The following is a 24,697-nucleotide window of genomic DNA, read 5'->3' as shown; positions in this document are numbered from 1 at the left end:
CTCGACAAAGTCCTCATCGGACTTGGTGAGATAGATAATTCCCTCGACGAGGCCAATAACGGCAAAGACGGGGGCGGCAATTCCACAGGTGAGTAACGAGCCAAGTAGCATGATCAGCCCCTCGGTGTTGTAGCCCAGGATAAACTTGTGCACTCCCAGGCAGTTTAAGAGGATGGCACAGATACCGGCGGGGACTTTATTGGCTGCCCCCGTTGCCGTCGTGGCCGAGTACGTGGGCACTTGCTGACGCTGTGTCTGCCCCACTGTGCTTGAAAAGGGCGAGGAGGGCATAGTGGGTGCTGAAGTCGCGGCCTGCGGGAGGCGGGTGCGCAGCTGCGGGTGCTCCGAAACAGTGAACTTGATGCCCGTTCCTGTATCCGTAATGACGGTATCCGGGGTAAGGCGCCCCTCTGCGGTCCATTGAGAGAGTGTCTCGATTGTGTCGGCCTCGTAGGCCACGCCATCCAAGGTGACGGTGTAGATTGCCATGCTTTTCTCCACCCCTACTATACCAGAACCTAGAAAGCCCTCGTGTGGCACATGCCACACGAGGGCTTAATTTCTCCGTCCTGCTCCTACTGTCCGGGCGAGAAGCTCGGGAATTCGAAGCGCGGAGCGATGGTCTGGTAGAACAGCTCGAACCCACTGGGCACCGAGAGGAGATTTCCTCCGACAGGCACCTGCCCATTGCGAGGCCGTGAGCTCGTCCAGAACATCCAGAGCTTACCCGGCTGGAGAGTCGGATCTTGCTGGTATCCCGGAGAGCCAACTCCTCGTCCTGGGATCAGCTTCAGAAGATCAGGGCGGCTGGGATCGTAGTTGTAGAGGTCTACAAACGCACTCACCTGCCCTTCGTTGATCGTCTGCTGCATCGGCACCTGGAGACCCATTGAGTAGGTATCCGTGGCCGACAGCTCCTCAATGTAGCCCAGTTTTGTCACTACTTGAACATTCCGCGTGGCCGCTCCCCGAGACGCGACGTAGTTGATTCCGACGTACATGCCTTCGTAGAGTGGATCTACATAGACACGCCCGGTGGAGAAATCTACCTCGTAGGGCACCGAAGTGGCTCCTGCCAGGGTTGCGTTATTGCTCACCACGACACCGCTGACCCTTGGCGTCTGGTTCCCTGCCCCATCCCGTGGCAAGAGAGCCACAGACTCATCACGAGCGAGCCGATTCGCGATAGGTAGCACCGTGGTGCGCAGATCAACTCCCACGCGGCGGGCTGAGTAGTAGAGCCGTGCAGGGCGGTTAGGCTGTGCCCCCTTGCTCCAGGCAATCCACTGCCGTCCCAGACCAGAGAACCGGGGATCGGTCTCGGAGGAAGGGATCAGAGCGGGGGTGCCATTGAGCAGCCGTCGGTAGACCTGTGAGCTGGGGACATTGGGCAGAAGTCGGTTGTCAGTGGTGACAAAGGCTCCTGCATCTGCTGCTGTGTCGGGCGTGAGCCGGTAAGTCGTGGGCTGGTAGTCCACCACCACCTTATCGTTGCTCTGTGGCTCATCCGCGCCACGGAAGCGAACCTCACCCGTCTCCGTATCGGCGTAGACGTAGAGCACTCCACTGGTGCGCCGGATAGTCTGCACCCAGATCTTGCTGTTGCTATCGTACTGCCAGGCATTAGGTTGAGTCTGGTAACGAACCATACCATTTGCCTGTAGGACACGGACAGCCAAGTTATCCACCACATTATTGGCGGAGTTGTAGCGGACGTACCAGGCGATATGCTTAGAGCGCCACGCCAGATCCCGACCTGCCTGCACCAGCTGCTCGCCGTCTACTTGAGGGAGCGCCGTCAGAATGAGCTGATTGCCGCGTGGGGTGCTCACCATTTTGTAGCGCCCCATAAAGAGATCAGGTGTCTGAATATTACGCAGAACTCCCGTGTAGACCACGTCCACAACCGGTGTTGATCCCGCATCTACAGTAGGAATGAACTCCGTCCCGCTGAAGGCCCCCACGCTATGATCCGTGATATTTAGCCGGCGCATGGTCGGGCTAGGCTCAGAGGCCGTCACAATCCCTGGAGGAACGGGCAAGGCAAGCTCACCCGAGCCACGGCCTGAGCCCGCTGACGTGGGCACTCCCGTGTTCGTCCCTCGGTAAGGAATGTAGTACAGCCCCTGCTTGCCCGGCGCACCGCCGTAGAAGGTCACGAAGCCGTTACGTGTCTGAGGATCAAAGGCAGCCCGTGGACCGTAGCGACGGATCGTCGGGTCGGGCCGCGAGTTGGGATTGATCAGGCTCAGGAGTGAGCGCCCATTGTCATTCGGGTTCCCGTTGGCATCTAGCCCCGTCCAGAAGATCGTGTCCGTGGGCAATGCACCGGCCGTTGCCACAGAGTTGACCCAGAAGAGGGTTGCCTCAGGGGTAGTCGAGGTGGTCTGGAGAACCGACGGGTACATGTTGGACTCGCCGGCCGCTCCAGCTCCGATCATGACGGTCGGCGTGAACCACCGAGCCGTGTTTGTTGTAGGATTCGACACAGGGCTACCCGGTGCACTTGCTTGGAACGCTCCCAGTGTCTCGTCCCAGTTCATGTGGCTGTGGAAGAGGCGGAAGGGCGAGATGCCCGCCGCAGTCTGAGCGACACCGGTTCCGTCCGCGTTTCGTGCGAAGTAGAGATTGAGCCGTCCATTTGCACCACGAAAGGCCGCAGGCGTGACCACCGAGGCCGGACGCTTAGGGAACGCCGGGTTTGTCAGCGGCGGATCCATCAGCGGCATGGTGTCAATGCCATTGAGGAGGCCGGAGAAGATTCCATCGTAGCCAATGCCTGCAAAGTCGGCGATCTGGCCCGTCAGAGGTGTCTCGGTGACCGTCACCTTGAGATCAATTGCCGGGCTGGTATGGGGTTGGAACTCCACACCCGCCATCTGACCACCAGCAACCGCAAAGTTCCGTGCTCGCAGAACCCCTTCCGCCCCGAGAGGCAGGATAGTATTGCTCACCATGCCCGGCGGCAGAGCATTCTGACCACCATAGAGTGGCCCCGCAGCCGTCACTCTGCCACTTGCCGAAAGCTGGCCCGTGAGCGTGGGAATACCCATGTAGCCCGTCAGGCCAGCCGATGCGGGGGTCGCATCCGGGTGAATGGTGTCGTGATCCTCAAAGACTGCTAGCGATGGCGGAGCGATAGGACTGGCCGTGGTCTGTGAGCGGTAGACACCCACGGGTGTTCCCACAGGAACTGCCACACCCAGTGCGGGCAGACTGCTTTCCGGTTGGAGAGCACTGATAGCCGGCACAAGCGCTGTGATCGTGGGAACATCAGGCAGACTCAATACGGAGGGAGTGCTACTTCCCACTGTCGGCTTATGGAGCGTATGGCGCCCCATCAAACCGGCATAGTAGCGGTTGAAGACAGTCGTCGTCCCACCAGTGCCCGTACCATCATCTACGAGCTGCTGCAACCAAGGCACACTGGTACTGAGATAGCCCTGCCAGACGGCATCGAACTGACGGTCCAGTGAGGTCACGACTTGCGGCATGACATTTGTCGGAGTGAAGATTCCATTGTTTGCCAGTGTCGGATCAGCGGCAAACGCCAGCAATCCGTAGCGAGCATCCACGGTCTCGGAGGTCATTCCAAAGTAGCTTCGGAAGCCGACACCCGTCACATCCACATCGGTCAGAGATTCGACCGCCTGCGCTGCACGTAAGTTATAGAGGTTGACGTTGCCAATGTTCTGGATCGTCATCTTCTTGAAGAACTTGTCGTAGGGTGCCGCGACGCCCGGCGCAAAACGCCCAATCGGATCAGGGAGGAAGCCAGGATCGGCTGCACCTGTCCGCTGGTAGCCCATCAGACCGTTCTGGATACCAAAGCCTGCCGAGAGCGCTCCAAGATCAACCGGAGTCTCGTTGGACTTTAGGCCCATGTCTACAGGAACGCCCGACCAAACCTCAACCTCTCGGTAAGGCTCACCGTTGTCCCAGCGCCCGTTGTTGCTGTTGCCGGGCGTGCCACTTCCATTGTCCACGTAGACGCGGATTCGGGACGTGTAGCCGTAGGGAGTGATCGCAAATGGCCCGTTAAACACACCCGACCCCGGATTGTACTGGCGTAGGTCGCGGGTGGAGGCATTGGTGCCCGTTCCACGAGGAAGCTGCGTCTTGCCCTCACCTACGAACGGCTGAGCGCCATCCGATGTGCTCGGGGCCTCATATGCTGCCGTCAGGCTATGCATCGCCACCAGGTTCGCGGGCTGGTACTGCGGGATACGGACATTGACCGTCGTCGCAAACAGCGGGTTGGTCTGGAGCGGATTGGTCGCCGCCACACCGTTGACAGGATTATTGAGCTGACCATTGGGCAGAGAGACGGTTCCTTGAACGGCATCCGCTCCGGCCATGATCACACTCACCGCTTGGCGGCCTTGCTGTGCCCGTGAGCCCGCAATAATATCGGGGTAGTCCGGACTGACATTACCAAGGCCCAAGACAGAGCCCGAGGCTCCCGTGTCGGCGCGGCGTTTCCACGGCTGTGCCTGCGGCACCGCCGTCTCCCAAGGCAGCGGGTTGATCCGCCCATCAGGACGCATGCCTACTGGCGTAATCGAAGGATTGTCCGTCGGATCGGTATCGGCGTTCGGGATCAGCCCTGGCCACCAGCGCCAGATCAAGTCATCCCGCACTTCAGCACGAACGCTTGTCAGGTTGAGCGAACCACCCGCACGGTTGACGACGCGCAGGTTCCGCTGGGTCGCGGAGAGATCCGTCGAGCCGGTACGACCATGACCGATATATCCCGTGCTCGTTGCCACCGGGATGTAGTAGCTCGGATCATCGGCACCGTTGGTACGCAGGCGGCGACCAAAGTTCGGATTGAGCTGAAGCACACCCATCGGCCCGGCATTGTAGCGAGTGTAGTCGTAGCGCGTGATGGTATTTCCATTGGAGAGCGCCTGACTGTACTCAAAGCCGCCACGGTCGGGATCCATTGTGCCCGGAGTGGGATTGTTATTTGCCACCCGGTTTCTTACAGACGCAGGGTTGGTGTAGTCACTGACAGCGGAAGAGGGTGTTCGGAAAGGCCCGATCCCCCCCGCAAACGGATCCCCTGCCGCTTTCTGTGCGAGCACAGGGGCATTGTTCATGGTGTTGGTCAGGAAGCCCTGAACCGCAAGCGGGTTGGCAACAGCCACGATGGGACTCAGGGTGGTGCGACGCTCGGCTTCGATCCCTGCATTAGTGGGGAAGTAGCGACGGATTGCCCCGACTTGTACACCGAGCAGATTGAGCCGACGTGCAGCAGGCTGCGTCACCGAGATCTCAAACTGTGTCCCTGGGGTGAGGGGAAGCCCCGCATTGGTGTCCAGTGTGAACTCGTAACAAGCCAGACCAAGCTGTGCAGGCCGTGATCCTGAGGGCGTGTCCTGAGCCGGGGTGTTGTACCGCGCCACGTAGGGATAGACTGCAACCGCTCCCGTTGTGTTGTCACGCTCCAAGGTGACATTGCGAGTGATGGGCGTGCCACCGTTTCGCGGCGTGATCGTCAGTGTCGCGGTAAACGCCGTCGGAATGGGCGAGAGGGTTCCCATCGGAGGAGTCGGTACCTCCGAGGGTAGAACGGTGATGTCCCAAGCGACGATATAGACTTTCTCGCCCCACTCATAGAGGTTCTTGCCACCCTGTGACGCAATCGAGCGGGCCGCAGCATTCGTAACAATGCGCCCCGCGCCTTGTCCCATGGGGAAGGGAGGCGTGTTCTCACTGGGGTTTACCCAAGTTGCATTTCGACCATCACGGTCAGGGCGAATGGGGCTACCGGCTCGTGCGGCATTTCTGAGTGTAAGGTAGGTAGCCTCGTCAAATGTATCTACCTTGGGATCGGTGGAGTTCCCTGATGCGGAGAACCCAGTGCCATAGCCGGTTCCTCCGAGGCCACCGCTAGTAATACCACCGAGGTCAGGACGGAAGACCGGGGTGTAGGCGTAGAAGATTCCATCCTGCCCTCCCACAAACACCCAGGTGACATTCTGCCCCGCCGGGTTGTCGTTCTTATCTGCCGTCATGGCCGTGACATTGGTGCCACGCTCCAGATTTGTCTCGGGAATTCCAGTGCTTCCTGCGACAGGAGGCGTTGCGCTACGCGTGCCCTGCTGATCGTAGGCGGGCAGGCGAAGCCTACCATCGGCGTTGTGGTTGGTCGCATTCCCATTGGCAAACCGACGGTCATAGAACAGACCGTTCATGTCCAGAGGGAAGCCTGTCTGGCCTGTGTGCCAATCGGGGTCCACGGCAGCAACGGCCGGCGTGGCGGCTCCATTGGCTCCATTACCCTGGTAGAGCGGGCGGGGAAGTAGGCCCGCACGTGGGTTGTCTAAACTGTTGTAGCCTGCCGTCGCCGCAAGAGACTGCGGCTCGCCTTGGGGATAGTGCGTGTACTTGCCCGTCGGGTCAGGGGTCGGCAAAATCTGCTTGGTCAGGCGATCCTGGCGACGTGCATAGCCGGAGTCAAGCGAGGGGAAGTAGGCATTGGTTACCACCGAGATGCCTGTTCCCGCTCCGCCTGGTCCCTCTTGCGTGAACATAATCACATGGCCGTGCGGGTTGTAGCGGTTGAGGTCGTCCCCCTCCGTCAGCGCCCAGCCGAGTGGGCCAAACTGGTTACCCACCGTCCCTGCATCTTGAATCCCACCATTGGTCGCAACGGAAGGATCTTCTCCTTCAATATTCGTGCTAACCTCGTGCAACACCCCCTGCGCGGTTGTTACCAGTAGCGTTGGGTACTGGAAGGCCTTGTTGACCTCGTCGGCAGGGAATGGAGGCAGAACCCCTTCCCAAGACCCACGAGTCGTCGTGATCGGATCGCTGATGTCCTGATTGACAAACCGGCCCGTCAGATCCACGATAGGCAGGAAAAGTGCCTCGGGGAAAGCCGCAGCAGGTGGCAGAGATACGGTCAGATCCAGATCAAAGCCAAAGGGAGTCAGGTTGTAGACAATCGGCCCCATCGGATCTAAGATAACCGGAGGCTCAAAAGTCAGAATCGGCTTGGTAACAGGCGCATCCAGGGTCGGGAGCAGCGGCACCATAGGATCGGTACCATTAACCCAGAGCGGCGGTCGAGTGTTTGGCAGCGCTGCAGCAGCCGTCATTGCTGTCGTATTGCTTCGGTTTTGCAGCGGGCCTGCGGTCAGTACAAGCTGGCCATCCACGGCACTACCATCACCTAAGAGCGAGACGGTGCGTGCCATCACCCGCTTACGATTAAGGTTAAGCGTGTTTTGATTCCCGACATTAAAGAGGGGACTGAATGGGTTTCCGGTGATCAGCTCCGCCGGGTTCAAGAAATCACCCAAGGCACTCAGATCAACGGGGATCGTGATACTTCCATCGGTGGGGATAGGTGAGGGCTGACTTGCCGCACTCCCGCCACGCCAGCGGAGCAGAAGCCCCGTCTCTTCGTCAATATCCATCGCGAAGAGTCGGCCTTGGCCACCCAAGAAGATCGTGGGCAGTGTGCGCCGGGCAGGCTCACCCGCCGTGGTACCTAGGAGTCCCGACGGATCAAGCGGAGTGCCTGGTGTAGGCCGGTTTCGCAGACGCGTAATCGGGTTGTTGGCAGCATCGTAGGTATCGTAGACGAAGCGGTAGGTCCAGGCAGGCGATGCCTTCCCAAACGGGCCTTCTTTCCAGACAAACTCATCCAGCGCCTGGGAGTAGATACGTGTCCCAACCTGAGGCACAGGTCGGAGAGTAGCGCCTGTCGGACTGGAGGAATTGACCGCAGGGTGGCTCGGGGTAAACTTCGCGCTTGACCGCGACGGCATCGGATTGGTCAGGAAGTCGTTACGATCCCCCTCCTGATCCAGCAAGAACATGCGTCCCTGCTTGGGTGTGGTGGGAGAATCCGCATCATAGTCGTTGGTCGAAACCACCAAGTAGCGCCGAATGCCTGTCAGCCCCGGAATGCCCGGATTGTCCGTGTCCCGGAAGGCGAAGTCCATCACGACAGGCGCACTGTAGATCGGAGCAATATTGGTAAACGGGGTAGCAAGGCGGTTACCCGTGTAGGCCTTACTGAAGTCTGGTAGATCCGTCCCAATCTTATTATCAACATCCCCATTGACATCATCAATATCCGCATAGCGGTTGGGGAAGGCCCAGGTCGGACGAATTGTCCCTTCGGTTAAATCGGGGCGAGCTCCTAGTTTAGCCGGGAAGTCGTTGTGGAAGCGAACATTGTCATTGAATGCTGCTGCTGTTCCTGTCACGGGGCGTGTTGTTGGAAACGGAGTCGCGGGTCCAAGATCCCCCACACCGTCTTGACCATTCCAGACCATGTTCAGCTCATGGTTCATCTTGGTCACAGGGCCATCCCAATCCAAGGAGTAGACGCGGCCTTCGCCGGTCGTCGCGAAGAGATGACGGCTGGCAGCTACGGGAGCGCCTGCATTGCGAGCAAAAGCAACATCAGAGACCGCCAGAGTCGAGTTAATCGGCCCTAAAGTCTCAAACCACCACTTAACCGCACTTCGGTGCCGCGTGATATCAGCGCGGGCCGCTCCCGGGGTCAAGTAAGCGGGTAAGCCATTTCGGAGATGGGGAACCTGCTCCCCCTTACGGATTGGCAACGAAGCCACGCCCGTCATCGTGATAAAGTCATCTCCCGCATCCGCACGAGGATCCAGTGCGTAGACCACTTTGTTCTGGTTACCAATGAACAGACGAGGCTCTTCGACGCGACGATCCAGGGTCAGGTTATCGTCCTGCTTGGCCCAGACCACGGTGGGCGACGAGGCCCCAAAGCTTCCGGGTACAGGAATCTCGCCCTTTAGCCGGAGGTAGTACTTATCCAGCGGCTCAGGCAGGTCATTGGGTGCACCCGGCTGTAGAGCGACGACGCGCGATTTAGACGAGGGGCTAAAGGTCCAGAGCAGGTTGGTTGTGCCCGGAAAAAAGAATCCCAAGCTTGCCGGGTTTGTTTGCTCCCAGTACTGGCTATCGTTGTTGCCAAACGGATCGAAGGCGTAGAGCACCCCGTTGGCAGCTCCGGTAAATGCCACCGGCATGTGGATCGGAAGACGGCGCTGGCCGGTGACATCGGTCGGGTCAGGCTGTGCATACCGGAAGAGCGGAGCGGAGACCACTCCATTGATGAGGTAGCGCTCACTGAACGGCTCACTGTAGGCGGGAACTTGAACGTCCCCTTTTACCGCAATATTGGGCACAATGGTAGGAGCGGCTTCAACAGCCCCACTCGGGTTGGTTCCTTGACCAACGATATAGATCTCATCGTCGTCGTAGACACCATTACCATTGGTATCGTATGCTCCGATTCCAGGCACCAGGTTGAGCTGGTTCACCGAATCGTACGAGTTGCGCAGACCGGCCCCCGCCACCGGGGAACCAGAGGGATCTCTCCAAACGGCACCACCAGGAAGCTGAGGCAGATAGGTCTTGTCGGGGAAGCGCCAGATTACCGTTCCGGTGAGCCAGTCGAGGGAGTAGATAGAGCCCACTTCAATCGTGCGGGTGCCGTCTTTCTCACTATCAGGGACATCGGCCTCAGGGTCGGCGATATAGTTCGTCCGGCTCATCAGCACCTGCATGTGTGAGAAGAGCGGAATCGCAGCTCCCAGAGTATTGCGGTACTGCTGGTTGTTGACCGCATCCACCACCCCAACGCGATTGCCCATCACATCCCTGGGATCAATCAGCGACTCCGGGCCACGGAAGAGCGTGGACGGGTTTGCGGGATCGAATTTCCCAAAAAGCGGGTTACCCATCGCCGTGTAGGCGGGGTCGCCGGGATTGTTGATGAAGTTAAACGAGTCGTTGAGAAACGCGAAGAGTCCCCCAGGGGTCAACAGGATATCAAGGGCGTAGTTGTTTGGCCCCTTCGCAGGCTGGTCATAGGGATCAAGGTGTGGCTCCGGCCCTGCCGCTAACGGCTGGGTAGTGTCTACCTTGCGGCCACCATGGGGCGGAGTAACCACGGGCGAGCCCTTGACACTCCCGACACGCTGGCTGAACTCAATCTGATCCGCAACCACAAACTGGGTGCCCGTGATCTCGTTCTCAGTGGTGTTGTCAAGCTCGACTCGTGCACGAGAGAGCTGGTGCCCAAACTGCAGTGCGGGGAAGTTGCTAAAGGTTCGTGTGAGCCACGCCGGATCGCTGTAGGTCGCGTCACTAAAGAAGGGGAAAGTGGCAGGCTTGCCATCATCCCCAAGCAAGTACGCCTCGCCTGCAGAGTCCTGCCCAACAAAGCAGATCTTACGCTTGCGCAGAAACTGTCCGTTTGGGAGCGGCACCACGTAGTAGACCACGTAACGCGCATCGGTGATGCGGGCCTCACTGCCCGTCGGATCCACTGTCGGGATATGAACACGGATCGCAAAACGCGTGACTTGGCCCGCTACACCCGACACACGGGGATACCAGATAAACTTATTGGGATCATCGGGGCCACCCGGCTGGTTGTCTGGAGTTCCCGTTGCGGGTGCGGGGTCAGTGGCATCAGGGAGTGCTCCCGCAGGGCGCTCAATCGCTGCGATTCGACTGTAGCTCGTTCCAACATACCCGGCGCCACCCCCTGGGCTGGGTGCGGTTACCGAAGCCCAGTTTGTACCACGGAAGAAACCTCCCAAGCTCCCGAGTGCCCCTGGCCCCGTCCCGTTTACCGGGTGGGCAACCTGTGCAATCAGAGGCAGGAGGAGCTCATCGTCTAAGAGCAGACGTGGGTTCAGAAGGTCGGTGACGGATCCTTGGCCATCTGTTCGTACGCGACGGCGCAGGCCACCGACGTTCTGGACAGGATACGGCATGGTGTAGCCATCGGGCTGAATCGGAGCGGCATCGCTCTGATTCGGAATACGCGCAAAGGGTGCTTTCTCGTAGGCACGATTCCCATTCGTGATTCCCCAGAGGAAGTCGGCGCTCATACGGCCACGGTTGGTCGTGTCTCCATGTGCCTTCCCTGCCGGATTAAGCTGCGACTGACGCTCGGTCGTGCGCGGCTTGACTACCAGAGGGCTGGTTGAGACCGTCTCCTGGCCCTTGGGCAGTGGATCGCCCGGTGGAGTCTGGGCTGCTACCGGGAGCGAAGCCAGCGCCAAGAGTGTGGTTGTTATAGTTGTTCTGAACACAGATTTCATCTTGTTGGGAATCAAATCAATTGTACCTACCCCGCATTGCGCTGCGGGGCAGGAAAGGTTAGTTTACTGACGGTCTCCAAAGAGCGGATGTTCCAGAAGATTCGTGTTACTCGTCGTGCTGCCCATCTTCTGTTCACGACGAATGACCACTCCCATTTGGTTTCTCGTCGTCACAATGCGAGGCGCAGAGAAATCATCATAGAGAGGCTGTGGGACGAGGTCTGTCTGTGTGCCCGTGAGATTGAACTGTCTCCCCCCCGTCACCTGAAAAACCTCTCCGACGAACTGGCCGCCCGCAAAGAGATCTCCAATGCCAACTTCTGCGGGGCTCAGGCGTGTCCGCGAGCCGATCCAGGAGTTAGTGATCAGATAGCTCCCATTGGGCAGGCGCTGCGCCGAGTTGGGCTGGAAGCCAACATCCACTCGGGTTCCCGGTGGAAGACCTGGTAGGCGCGTGGCCATCAGGGCTTTGTAGTCATTGGCATCGAAGTACCAGGTGACAAACCAGCGTCCATTGGTAATATTCAGCTCCGCCTGGTAGACCCCGCTGGCATCACAGATCAAGAAGATCGTCTTGGTGCCGCCCGCTCCATCCGGCAGGTTGTACTGCTGGATACTGGTAGGTCCCGTGATCCGCCGAACCGTCTGCATCATCGCACCATTGTAGCCAATCGGCATCACCAGCTCATTGAGTGTGCGATCCACTAAGCCATTCCGACCCGGCTCGGGGTTGGTGTAGAGCCAAGGTGTGTAGACTCCTGTGGGCACTCCCCCATTGTTGAAGAGAGGAATGGTCGTATTGATCGGGTTGTACTCCAGTGTCAGAAGCGACCCGCCCGTAAAGTCTCCTCGGACATCGGCACTAACTTCCCCACCCGCCGCGCTGGCATTGCCTACGACCGCAAGGATAGTCGGGTAGCCATAGAGCGCGGGATTCTGTCCTCGACGAAGATCGCCGTAGGTCAGTACCCGCTGGACACTCTGGAAGCGTAGCGAGCGTCCTTCCTTAGAAAGCGTCCGGCTTACCCAGACCACAAGCTGGTCACCGCGTTGCGGGCCATTGGGTGTCGCAACATTCGTTCGGATATTTCCATCCCGGTCAAAGTAATCAGCAACCTCAACAATGCGGTTGTTCCCCGCATCGGCGATGAGGTAGTGTATCTCGTAGCCCGCACCTCCGGGTGAGAGGAGGGTGAAGATCTGGACATCGGTGGGGCCACTGAGCGTTTTCGCATCTGCCGACGACAGAACGCCAAAGGCATCGTTGAGGTCATCGAGCTCCCAGCGGATACCACCGCTACGATCTATCCGAACCACACGGTTGTTACCCGTGTCACAGATCAGGTAGTCGCCAGAGCCAATTCGCCGCGCCAGGCTCGGACGGGCGAGGGTCTTACGCTCCACCACAACTCGTCCATCGCCGGGGATCAGAGTACCGTCTACATCGAAGCGGGGTACGGCCCCACCCGCAGCCTGGTACTTAATCGTCCCATCCACGGCCCACAGCGCGGCTCCTGCACCATCCACTTCGATAATACGCTTAGCATCCGTGATCAGTGTCACGCCGGTCTCAAAGGCATCAAGGCCCGCAATCGTATTGAGTGCCAGAGTTCCCTGCGAGGCAACCGGTGCTCCATAGATTATGGCATCCGTTTGCCGTACCCAGCGGACATGGTTCACCTTGGCGTTATTGCTTGCAAACACCGCCTCGACCTGTAGGCCCAGCCCCGAACGAACCGTAGGGTCATTGGAGGCAGGATCGGCATCCAGAGCAACAACTTTTGGCGTTCCATTTAACACGCCCAGATAAAGCATGTCTCCTGCTAATGTCACCGAGGAAGTTGGCGTGCCCGGTAGGACGTAGTACCAAAGCAGAGGGGAGTACCCACCATTGACAATCCCACGAGAGTCAATATCCGCTCCGGCTCCATTAAACGGCAAGAGTGGCGTGGGTGTGATCACCACCGTCTTATCGCTGGTGCCCCCCGCGGGAACATAGGTCACCACAAACGAGAGCGACGAGGAGAAGCGCCGCCCACTGACCCGCATGTCGGTCACGGAGATCCGGCCACGGCTCGCATCCCCAACCAGGTTCTGCGTGCTACTCACACTGCTGGTACTCACCGGGAGAATCGCTGAGATTGTCTGAGGCTGAGCGGCGTTACTAGGATCGTAGGCAGTGACATCCATCTGGGAGACTTGAACCCGGTAAGCAGGGTTGTAGGTCTCAGGCAAGTTCAGGATCACTTCCTTCTTCATGTCCAGCGCCGCAACCACCGTTACGGTACCTCCATTTGCAGGAGAGACAGCACTCAGAACCTGATAGACAATGCCTTCATTGGTTGTCACAGGTGTGCCAATCGGGTTCACGTTGAGCAATGACTCGTAGCCTAGGGGGCTGACAATGGCGGCCATTGTCTCACTCAGAAGCGGCGGCGTAAAGACAAGCCGGTTTGTCAGTGTCGGACGCTCCAGAACCACTTGATTCGCGACCGTGGCCTGGGCAACTTGCTGCCCACTGAGAAGCTCAAAGACACTAAACGACTGACGCAGACGAGTGAGCCCAAACTGCTCATAATCTCCTGAGATGGTAGTCACAGGCAGTGCAGTACTCACGCGAGGATTCATGGACCGCGTCGCGCTCACCAAAATATCATCCGGGGTCATGGCAACCCCTTCGCCCCCCGACAAATACCCCGCAATACTCAGGTTCGGGTTGGGCCGCGCCGCATTGGTGTTGGGCTGGCTTAGCCCCGGCGGTGTGGCGCTGGGCGTGATGTAGATGACATCATAGTCCACAGAGATAATCACATTAGGAGCACCTGCGCCTCTTGTAGGAGCATTGCCCATGCTATCTTGGACGCGGATGATTCCCGTCGGATCCACAAACTGACCGCTGAAGACAGTGCTTGCACGTCCCAGAGCCATGTTTTCCTGAGCCGTTACCGGGTTTCCCGCGATGATCCCATCTTGGTAGACACGGATCACGGGACGCAAGAAAGAGGGCTCCGTCAAGGCTACAAACTGCCGGTTGCTTTGTGCCGCCCGAGGACGGAAGTTTCCCGACCCCGGCGGAGTGTCCGTCGAAACTACCTCGTGCCGCGCCCCGAGCCAGTAGGTCATCGTCCGCTGGATATTAGTCATTGAGTTGGCATCCTCAATCCAGACCGGAACATAGAGCATCAGATCGTTGCTATTGCCACTGGAGCGTGCCGCACCCGCTGCCGAGCTGCGACCATTGCTGTCTGTACTCGTGATGGCGAGGCGGGAGTAGCCCAGCGTCGGGGAGCCTGTCGGGCGATAGAGAACATCGGGGTTATCCAAGAAGGAGTGCCAAAGCGTTGTCATCGTGGCCGCATCGACGCAGCGGACGCGTCCGTTTGGCTCAACAACATAGACTTTCCCCTCACTGATCACCGGCGCTGGCGCAGGAAAAGCAGGTTGTGACCAGCCCGGAGGGTTCTGGTAGGTGGTGCCTGTGGTGATGGGAGCATTCGGCAGCACACCCGGCGTCGGTAGGATATTGCCCTGGCCATCGGTCGCGAGCGCGGTCAGTCGCACCAGAGTTCCGTCGCTCAGCGTCACAAACAGAAAGTCACCGTAGATGGCACGAAGGCTTCCCGTGCCTGGTCCGCCACCGCCGCCGTAGACCGTGGCCAGTGCAGGGGACGACGGCATGGCACCGCCGCCATCCCAGCGCCAAACCTCGTCGTAGGTCGCGCCCAGTGACAGATCTGGCAGCCCCTTATCACCACTAATCAGAGAGGGATGGGCACTGTAGGCACGAACAGAGGCCGTGCCACTGTTCACATCCACACCGGTGCTGTAGACCACGCCTTTGGCAACCAGAGGCGCGGTCACCGAGTTTAGGCGAGACTCACGGACGGTCGTGGGAGGAGCGCCCACCTTGAAGGCAGGCACGAGCGCCGCGCCAAGCGACTCAAACGAGGAGCCTGTACGACGTGGGTCTTTGCGGAACTGGCTATTGGCACTTCCCCACGCAACCACATTGTAGAGAAACTTCAGGTCTTCAGCGTGGGCGGTAATCAGGTTCTCCCCGCAGTACGCCCCCGAGTTTCCTCCAGAGGACGTGCGAAGCCCACCCGCATAGTCGTTGATATCGCAACCAGAGTCGCCCGCTGTCGCAATCACACGACCGGCTCCATAGTTACCGGCGGCAATGTAAGGCAGACCCCCACGGGCGTTATTGCCCACCACATTAACAAGCACAAGCGGGTTAGGCGGCAGGGTTGGATCGGCAATGTTGATCAGCGCGTAGTTGGAGTAGTCTTTATCACCAAGATTGGCCACTTCCTGAAGGCTCAGAGCATTGGGCGTACTTAGAATCGGGTGGTTAGGGACATTGACAATCGGAAAAGGCGTGCCTGTGGTTGCCTCACCTCGTCCGCCACTGAACTGAAGCTGATCGAGAAAGAGCGGCCCTGTCGGGTCCATCCGCATCCCGCCGCAGTCTTCCAGCCAGAGCACTCCGCCCGCATCCACCAGCTTGCGCAGCTTCTCACGGTCAGCCGCCGTTAGCCGAGTGACACGGTGGTTGGTCAGAAAGAGCAGGTCAAACTGGAGCATATCCTGGAGCGGGGTGTCCGTTAAAGAAACCTCCCAGTACGCCGCCATGTTCTTGGTGATCTGCTGACCTACTTGATACTGCTGGCCGAGATTATTGGTACGAGCCGTCCAGCGAGCCGCGACATCTATCGTGACTGTCTTTGGTGAGAGAGGGTTGATAAACTCCCAGTTCTGCGGCTTCACATCGTTGCGCGAGTCGGCGATGTAGAAAATAAAGGGATCCGGGTTCTCCGGCCCACGTCCATCATTGATATCCGTGGAGTCAAGAAGGAGAATCCCGACCTTCAGGGTTCGCTTATTGCTGGAGTACGTGGTCGCGACCTGTGCCTGTGCCGTGGTGGCCAGCAGAAGGACGCAGAGCATCGCTCCGAGTAAGAACTGTATCTTTGTTCGCATCGCCATTTTCATAACGTCCTTACGCTCCCGGTGTCTCCCCGATAAAGAGGAGCCCTGGCGCTACCGGAAGGCGCGGGGCCATCGGCAGGGTGTTGCCATACTCGTCCCGTCGCAATACGGCACCATCTGTTGCATACGGAGAGACCAGCTTTTCATCGTAGAGGTAGACAATCCCGCTTCCGCCACCATTTCCCACACCTCCAGGCTGTGGGCCGGGGAGCACTCCATTAGGTCCGTGCAGAGTGGGAACTGCCGTTCCTTGGCTGGCATAACCAGGTGCAGGTGGCAGTCCTGTGGAGCCAAAGTAGTTGGGAACCCAGCCCCACTTCTCCAGCCACGCTCCCTGGTCACTAGAGTCAGCGGGGAGGTTCTCGGCGATCGCACCAAACAGGGTGATACGAATGTCTTGTGGCTGACCGTAGAAGGGATAGCTTGGGTCAATTCTTCCCAGTCCCGTTGCCGTCAGGTTGTCCCCTGCCCGCGAACCTCGGGTGAGATAGGCCTCGTAGGTATCGTTGGGATCGGGGTTGAGCCAAGGGCCAGGAATGATAAAGAACGAGCCATCTTGTGCATAGATCAGCGCCTCTACCCGAATGTCGAGTGGCGCGACCCCAAAACGTGAGAGCCGGTAGTCGGTCTGGTTGGGTACACCCGCACTGACATCCAGGCTCAGGGTCATCATATTGTCAATGCCAAACGACGGTGCTGGTCCCGCATAAGGCCCAGCGGTGTCCGGGAAGAGTAGATTCGTGTTGTTCAGGCCATCTTTGAGTGGAAAGACATGATCGAAGTACACGCCTGGCTCAATCGTGGTCGGTCCGCCCATTGCCAGCGTGGTTAAAGCCGGGTTTGCATTCGGCCAGGCATAGGCCAAGGGGAAGCGGAAGAAGCTATCATTGACACCTAGCCAGACGGCTGTTGCTCCGTTCACTTCTGCTGCAGAGTGGCGCAGGAAGATGCTGGGAGGCAGCGGCAGGCTTGATGGTGCAATCCGCGAGTCCGGGTTGGTCTCGGCAAAGCGCGCGCCGTTTGCCTGGAACCTCTCCGCCGGTCCCTGTGTGAGTCGTAGATTAAAGACAGGAGAGTCGGGGCGCATGAAGATGGCCCGTGCATCCGAGCCCGATGCCTCCGGGCCTGCTAAATTATCGCTGGGTGTCAGAAACTGGGTGGTGTTGACCACCACATAGTCTTTGGCAAGCAGCGCAATGGACGAGCGTCCCCGCACCTGGGCCGCGACTCCCGAGGGGTTAGCGGGCAGGTTGTCTTTGAGGAGGTTGCCATCCACGTAGATATTGGCCCCCGAAACGACCGTTAGGTGGCGGATGTAGTAGCGCAGGGTCTCGGGGTCGAGGCCACCTGCGGTTCCTCGAATGCGGATATTTCCCTCCGCGTAGACGACGTACTCCCCTTCCCAGACACCAGGGACAGCAGTATTTGTGAGGGGATTGACATAAGGCTGAGCGGGGTAGGCTTCCAGCTTGCGAACACTGGCAGGCAGACCGGCAACGGGAGCCGTATCCGCAACGCCCGTACCCATGCCCGAGTAACGAATGACCGTGCTCTGGTTGATGCGCCGCCCCGTGTTATCCCGTAGGAACGAGCGGTTGATGCTGGTCGCGGAGCGCTGAATGATCATGGAGCGCGGGGTCAGAGTGATAACAACAGCAGGCGGGGTATAGCGGTTGTCGCCGTTCCACCAGCGCGTGTCGGTTCCGATCCAGTTGGCGCGCGGTGAGTAGGCTCCCACGAGCGCTTCGGAGGCAGACTGGATATCTTCACGGTTGTCCAAGTAGAACCCAGAGCCCCAGCCGATCCGTCCGGCCTGGTTGGTTCCTAGCCCCGAGATGTCGTTGGCATTGACATATCTCGCATCCATCGGCTCCGAATCACGCGTCAAGGCACGATAGCGGGTGAGGCCATTCTCCCCGATACTCTGGTCAATAGTCGGCACACCAACGCGCGCAACATTACGTAGCGGGTTGCCGGTCTGGGGGGCATGATCACGCACCAGACCTAGGTAAGGATTGAAGACTCCGTTACTACCAACCACGCTGGCATTGGTAAATGCACCACTCAGATCCGTCAGTAAGACCTGAGTCCCGTTGGTGGTCGGGATATTCAGGTTCGAGGAAACTGTCAAGGTATCGCCGCGTGGCCCATTGAAGAGCAGTCGGTTAATTCCATTAAAGGTCAGGGGAGCATTCGAGTGAATCGGGCCGTGGTAGACCGACTCCACTTGATGAACCTCAGGTGCCGCACTCGTACGCGGGGTCACGAAGGGTGGGTCTGAAACATTCGTGGGCGCTCCTAAAGCGGCTTCCACCGAGCGATTGTCGCGGTTTGTGATAAAGCGTAGGAAGCGAGTCAGCTCAATGGCTTTAAAGCCTATTTTTTCACGTCGCTGCCCCTTCCCTTCGGAGCTCGCGAATGTCGTCGGGTCGCTGGGGTCTACAATTCCGGCTCGGCCCACACTCAGGAGCTGAATGTACTGCCGGTTGGCATCGGGCGTCTCGCCCGGTCTAGTGGGCGCATAGACCAGCTTGATCAGCGCACGTCCGCCAAGATTGCCTGCCGACGGGGTTCGTCCACCGAAGTCCACACGGGAGTAGCCACAAGGCTCCACATTGCTGGTGGCGCTACAAGGCTGGAGCCAGTCGTAGTCGGGATCGGAGGTGCGAAGCGGCTCCGCGTTGCGCCGTCCGTTGCCATTGGTGTCCTGATCGTTGTAGTTGCCATTGCCATCGGTGTCCAGTGGGTCGGCGACAAAGGGCACAGGACGCCAGTCGGCTCCCTCAGGCGACTTGGTGAGCTGGTCATCCATGTAGGTCAGGCCCGCTTCGGCGAACTTGTCGGCGGCAGAGCCCTTCGCGGCGGTCTGACCAGCGCGCATGTTATTGACGATCAGCGCGATAAAGAGCCCCCCTAGAAACAAGAGCAAGAACAGCACGATAATCGCCACGGTGAGTGACTGGGCGTGCACACTACGCCGCCGGGTTTTAAAATTGGTGGTTATCATCGTATCGTGTTCCCTACACGCACTTTATCGTTCAGATTGATTGAGGTTGGCTGACGAGTGTTCGTATCGTAGACCAGCGCTCCCAATGTCACATTGAGCAGATCACGGGTGGAGTAGTCTACTTTGAGTACATCTGGCTCCGGTGCGATAATGGCCTTATCTCCGATGACAAGCCCTTGTGCATCCACCGGTTGTCCGCGCCGCTTGGGCGCGTTATCATCCCGCAGGCGTGCGAAGTTATTCTGCCAGAGATAGGTCACTTGCAGCTCCCGCTCCATCTGGATGCCCGCCACAATACCAGGATCTGTCAAAGGCCAGGCAGGAAGACCGGGGCCATTGGGGGTATCGAAGCGCAGATAGGCAGTCGGCAAGAGTGAGGTCGGTTGCAGGCGTGTGTCCTGATCGAATGTGTAGGTGCGCTGCCCGGAGATCGGTGTCCAGCGCTTCAGGAATGCATTTGTTGGATCTTGCACCTGCGTGGCTTTTTTCGTTACCGCAGAGATCGCGCCGGGAGCACGGTAGTAGGGCACAAAGCCGATACCTGCTCGTGCACGGGTGGCAGGATTCAGCGCCGCCAACTGATCCATCGCGGTCGAGACCGTCACCGAGAGTTCCGGCCCGATAACCCGCTCGCTGCCGGGAACCACCATCAAGCCGCCCCCCGGATTGAGCACACCCGTCCCGGAGAGATTTCCAAAATAAGCCAGCGGCGAGAAGTAGGTTCCTACCGCTGCGGTGCTAATCGGGGCGGGCAGAGTATCTTTGACAAAGTAGCGTGGCCCAAAGCCAGGCTCGCCATCCCAGAGGTTTAGCTCACTCCAGCCCTGGTTGGTCGGTATGGTTCCCGTGCCCGCGTCCACGTGGCGTGTGTTAATCCGATAGACCGTCTCCACCAGCTCACCGGGATTGGCATCGGGATAGCCTTCGTCAACCATAGAGCGGATCGTCCCATTAGCAAGGCGGATCAGGGGGGCTCCCGTATTATCTCCAGCAATCGGTGGAATGCCTGTCTTGACAATCCCACGATCCGTGTTGAGCAAGAAGGTCAGGTTCGGGGTCTTGACAAAGATATCGCCGGTGCTCGAAAGCCGTGCACAGTAGAGCTGCGCGTCGGTTGCGGCCAGGGTACCGTAGTTCTCATTGGCGTTCGGACTCAGGTGCAGGTGCGGCACCGTCATCCCACTAGGGAGCGTCTCAATATCAATCGTGATCTTCAGAACCCCATAGTCCTCATTGGCCACTCCACGGCTCGCAGCGCGGTAGAACGTCAGCGTGGTCGGCAAGCTCCAGTGTCCCTGCTGCGCTTCGTAGAGAGTCGGCACCGCATTGGGCGACTCCGAAGCCGTCGCGCTCAGAAAAGCGGGTGTGGCGGTATCCCCCACCACACTGCTTGGGGAGAACGAGGCAAGCGGACGGAACGGAGTGGTAAGCACGAGATCATTGACATCGTCCTTGACCCAGGTAATCACATCCTGGTTGGGGCCATCCACCACCGCAGACGAGATCGCTTTCCAGTTGGCCGCGTAGGTCGCACCGTTAGACGCTACATTGAAGTTGTAGAAGAAGTTGGGATCATTAAATCCCCCCTGATCCTCAAGTGAATTACCGTAGTTTGCCGCATTAAAGAGCTTCGGGTCGTTGGGATCGAACTCCGCGCGGTAGAGAACAAAGGGATTGAGATTATTATCACCCTGAAAAGGAAACTCGGTCTGCCCATTGATGCTATTTGTCGCGGCACTGTGAATGCGGCTCTGGTAGATATTAGAGTAGGGCCGCGTGTTATCCTTCAGCCCGATAAAGTAGCGCACCATGCGCGTCCCCATCGCAAGCGGAAAGCGAAGCTGTGAACCCCCAATCACATCACCCGTGGTCGGATCTTTTGTGCCACTATTGGGAAGCTTGCCCGAAAGAATCAGATCGAGCTTAGTGTAGAGAACTCGCGCCGGAAAGACATTGGTTCCATTGACCCAAGTATGCACCGTGGTAGGCTGCCCATTGCCCGAGGCATTCATCTCGGTGTTGACCGAGAATGTCAGGGGGAAGTTCAAGGCCGCAGTGCTATTGTCGAGCACCAGAGATGCCTGCGAGATCTCCCGCGACATCTGCTGGATACCGTTGCGCGCCTGGGTCTGGACCTGAACCTGGTTCTGCGCCTTCCGGGTCAGGTTAAAGCCCTGGGTAATGGGGATAAAGAGGAGCCCCAGCAGAATCGAGGTGATGGCGATTACCACTAGGAGCTCCGTCATGGTGAAGCCCCGCTGCCCCCGAATGATCCTTGCTATACTTTGCTGCATCGGTTTCATCTTTCGCACTATCTCTACTTCATTATAGACTGGGTCAGGTAGGTATCCAGGTCTTGGATACGCCACGGGGATTTTCGCTCCAGGCTATCTTTCCAGATCACACGGCTCTTGGTGGTTGCGCCCTTGATATCGCCCACGACGCGCCAGTTATCGCCCAACCCATCCCAGCCAAGCTGCCTTAGGTACTTGGTCACGTCCACATACGCCACATTCACATTGTTATTGCCACCCACGGTGACCTGATTGGGGATGTCAATCGTGAGCTGTTTTGACTGCATGCGCCGCCAAGGTGCCGAGGCGCTAGAGCGCGCCATCAGGGTGACAACCATCGATTTGTTGAGTTCCGTACGTGCAAAGTAGAGACTTGCAATGCCACCCGCCGTCGTATCGCGCCAGAACTTATCCGGCATCGAGGTGTCTACAAACCGGTCTTCGGCTGGATCACTGGGGTCTAAGCTAACATTGGCCCATGTGCCTACCCACCCACTACTGGTTTCACGGTAGGTAGAGATCGCCTTTGTCAAGGCAACTCCCCAATCGCCCTGGGCCTTGTAGAGAATACGGATCGGAGTTCCCGGGGCAACGGTGTTGCTATTGATATAGAACACACCATTAGCATACGAACCCGTCTTTGGATCGGAGTTTACCCAGTAGTCGAGCGCCGCTTGCCCGGCCGTCCCTGCCTTGAGCAGGCCATAGTCACCGGGGCGACCACTCTGACCGGCATTGAGAATCCCCCCTGTATCAAGCCGGATGATCATGATGTCGGTGTTGGCATTGATATCCGTATCGCCTGCGGGGAAGATTCCCTCATAGAACGTATTGTCCGGGTTGATATAATCCAGCGATTTGAGCCGAGTCAGGGTCGTCCGCACCGGCACTTCACCATCGGAGCCCGCCGCCACAATAGGAACATCGCGGTCATCATGGATAATGTGCCAGTCCAGAACGGCGTAGTCAATGTAGGCCTTGAACGGATCTTTGCCATTGCCAAAGCGTGCGCCTTGTGGATTAAAAAGAAGAATGCCAGGGTTGGCATACGGCTTGTCAGCAGTCGCACCACTTGCTCGCGTTAAATTGGGTGAGATCAGCTTGTACTCATACGGATCGCTCTCATCCACATTAGGCGTCGCGGGATTGTCCGCAGTCCAGCTCGCACCTGCCGCCAGACGCGTAAACTCGCGAGTTACAACCTCACTACCCGGCAAGATCGCATCATCGGGATTGAACGTCTTATCATCGGTAGGAGCGTAGTCCGGGTCAGTGGGATCGCAGAGCGGCTTCCAACCGTAGAAGTTCGCGGGCACATAGACCTTGTCCGTAACCGCATAGGCCTGATCGTTGGTCGCATCATCATGGTCGTTCTTCAGCCGGGTAAAACGCACGGTAAAGACACGATCCGTGGCAGCGGGATAGAAGAGGATCCAGGCACCGCCGTTCTCGTCCTCGTTCTCATCCACCAGGCAGTTCTGCGGCCCCGCAAGACGTGCTCGGTAGAACGAGGGATCAACCCGGTTGTTTCCATTGGAGACATTGAGCGGCGCACTATTGACAGCCAGAAAGAGATTGAAGTAGTCACGATCCACCTGAGTGGCAGGAGCCGAGCTAGGATTACCCACAAGAGAGTCCATGTAGATCGGCCCAAGCTTTGCCATGTAGGCGGAGCCCGAGTTGCCACTTGCGGTCGGGGTCGGGAGGCCAATCTTTACGGGCTCACCCACCACCAAGCGGAACTTGTTCAGATCGTTGTAGTAGGGATTGGACGGATCGGTGGAGAGATCATCCGGATCTTGATCCATCACAAACTGACGGACGAACCGGCTCCCATTCCAGCTAAAGTACGAGTAGGTCACCGCATTGGGTAGGTTGGCAGAGTCGCTTTGCACCTTCTCCATCAGCCCATGTGCAAGCCGGGTGCTACTCATGCGGCTCTCACTGTTACGCAGGAGGGTGAAGCCCAGAGGGAAAACCTGAATAATCGCAAAAACCCCGATCAGGAGGATCACCAGAACCACAAGAACCTCAACGAGCGAGGTGGCCCTCAGGTTCAGCTTGACTGTTTTCTCTACCGCGTCTCTTATTTTCATCGCTGCGCTTTGTCTACTCTCTCTCGGAGTGGGAGAGCCTGCCGCAAGCTGCGTCAGGCTCCTTTACGACCGCAAGGGGGCAGGGAATGTTCCCTACCCTTGTGTGTTAGTTGCTTAGCTGCCAGAACTGATAGTCACCCGCAGGGGCGGCCGATGGCACCTGTCCTAGCTTGCGAACATCTAGCACCTTGGCCGTACCACTCTGGAACAGCACGAGAATCTTGCCTTTTGGCACATGGTGCGTCGTCATGGTCACCACCGTTTCTGCAGGTGGACGGGCCCAGAAGAGCTGGCGCTGGTAGATCTGAACCTGTGCAGGCGTGAGAGCCGTGTCCAGTGTTACATTGTCCACAATCGGCATCCATAGCCGTGAGTAGCGGGCAACCAAAGCATTGTTATTGATCGCACCAGAGATGATGTCCGTAACCGCAGGGCTGGCATCAAATGAGTCGTAGGCGTAGAACGGGATGTCCTGCAGCCCAAAGGCAGGGTTCGAGGCGGCGGTACGTGGCAGGTAGCTCGCTCCATTCAGAAGGCTATATCTCGCAGCCAGTCCTACCAGGTTGTCTGGAGTGCGCGTCGCGTTGTTGCCACTCTTGTAGGTATCGAGATCGCGGATGTACTCGGGGTAGAGGGACTTGGTAAAGATCCGGCGAGCGTTGCGCGAAGCAAAGTACTCGGGGTCGGTTGAGCGGTAGCGCCCGGTGACCAGCGCGGCGGTTTCCCGCATGGTGTAAAAGTTCGAAGGGGCGCAGCTACCATCGGGTAGGCCATTGGCCCTACAGATCGCCGGGCCAAAGAGAAACTCAGGGTACTCGCGGTTATCCAGCTCGTAGGCCGAGATTGCCTGGTGAATCTTCTGGAGGTTCGACATTGTCGCGCCACGCCGAGCACTCTCTTGGACGGTTCCCGCGACGGGAAATAAAATAGCGGCGAGAATCGCGATAATCGCGATCACGACGAGCAGCTCTATCAGGGTAAACCCCGCACGAACCTTGCGAACCAGCAGTTTGGATGTCATAGCTTATCCTCTTAGTACTCACAAGCAAGCCCACCTAGGGCCCACTTCCGGGCATTATACTCCTGAGTACGTTGACGACGCAACCAGAGCACTTGTTCCGGGTGCAGGACAAAAAAGTGGTGAGGCAAGCCGATTTGCCTTCTGCTCCTAAAGTCGTCATCATAGGGGGATGACAG

7 protein-coding genes are annotated in these 24,697 nt (G+C 58.3%); all 7 read right to left on the bottom strand.

The window, feature by feature from the left end; genetic code table 11:
- The coding region (locus RMO15_RS33415; protein ID WP_369016155.1) for a TM2 domain-containing protein at nucleotides 1-240 on the bottom strand (240 nt) is incomplete at its 3' end.
- Between the two features lie 335 nt (nucleotides 241-575).
- Nucleotides 576-11,102 carry a hypothetical protein gene (locus tag RMO15_RS22520; protein WP_309717550.1) on the bottom strand — a complete coding sequence of 3,509 codons (10,527 nt, stop codon included), beginning with the start codon at nucleotides 11,100-11,102 and terminating at the stop codon, nucleotides 576-578.
- Between the two features lie 72 nt (nucleotides 11,103-11,174).
- A complete protein-coding gene (locus RMO15_RS22515; RefSeq protein ID WP_309717547.1) occupies nucleotides 11,175-16,094 on the bottom strand; it encodes a PQQ-binding-like beta-propeller repeat protein in 4,920 nt (1,639 codons plus the stop codon).
- A gap of 19 nt (nucleotides 16,095-16,113) precedes the next feature.
- Complete coding sequence (locus RMO15_RS22510) at nucleotides 16,114-19,110, bottom strand: hypothetical protein (RefSeq protein ID WP_309717544.1); 2,997 nt, start codon at nucleotides 19,108-19,110, stop codon at nucleotides 16,114-16,116.
- Complete coding sequence (locus RMO15_RS22505; protein ID WP_309717541.1) at nucleotides 19,107-21,404, bottom strand: type II secretion system protein; 2,298 nt, start codon at nucleotides 21,402-21,404, stop codon at nucleotides 19,107-19,109. Before RMO15_RS22505 ends, RMO15_RS22510 begins: the two co-directional genes overlap by 4 nt.
- A 23-nt stretch (nucleotides 21,405-21,427) precedes the next feature.
- Nucleotides 21,428-23,500, bottom strand: a complete 2,073-nt coding sequence (locus tag RMO15_RS22500; RefSeq protein WP_309717538.1) for a hypothetical protein — start codon at nucleotides 23,498-23,500, stop codon at nucleotides 21,428-21,430.
- 106 nt (nucleotides 23,501-23,606) lie between these two features.
- Nucleotides 23,607-24,521 carry a prepilin-type N-terminal cleavage/methylation domain-containing protein gene (locus tag RMO15_RS22495; protein ID WP_309717535.1) on the bottom strand — a complete coding sequence of 305 codons (915 nt, stop codon included), beginning with the start codon at nucleotides 24,519-24,521 and terminating at the stop codon, nucleotides 23,607-23,609.
- Nucleotides 24,522-24,697 lie beyond the last annotated feature (176 nt).

This window comes from Armatimonas sp. (genome assembly GCF_031410135.1).
Taxonomy (GTDB): Bacteria; Armatimonadota; Armatimonadia; order Armatimonadales; family Armatimonadaceae; genus Armatimonas.
The sequence above is the reverse complement of the archived record's forward strand: the minus strand, read 5'-3'. Positions and strand labels throughout refer to the sequence as shown.

Bases quoted from the DNA above. Each gene is read 5' to 3' on its own strand.
- RMO15_RS22515 (WP_309717547.1), bottom strand. From the start codon at position 16,094: ATGCGAACAAAGATACAGTTCTTACTCGGAGCGATGCTCTGCGTCCTT.
- RMO15_RS22510 (WP_309717544.1), bottom strand. From the start codon at position 19,110: ATGATAACCACCAATTTTAAAACCCGGCGGCGTAGTGTGCACGCCCAG.
- RMO15_RS22505 (WP_309717541.1), bottom strand. From the start codon at position 21,404: ATGCAGCAAAGTATAGCAAGGATCATTCGGGGGCAGCGGGGCTTCACC.
- RMO15_RS22500 (WP_309717538.1), bottom strand. From the start codon at position 23,500: ATGAAAATAAGAGACGCGGTAGAGAAAACAGTCAAGCTGAACCTGAGG.
- RMO15_RS22495 (WP_309717535.1), bottom strand. From the start codon at position 24,521: ATGACATCCAAACTGCTGGTTCGCAAGGTTCGTGCGGGGTTTACCCTG.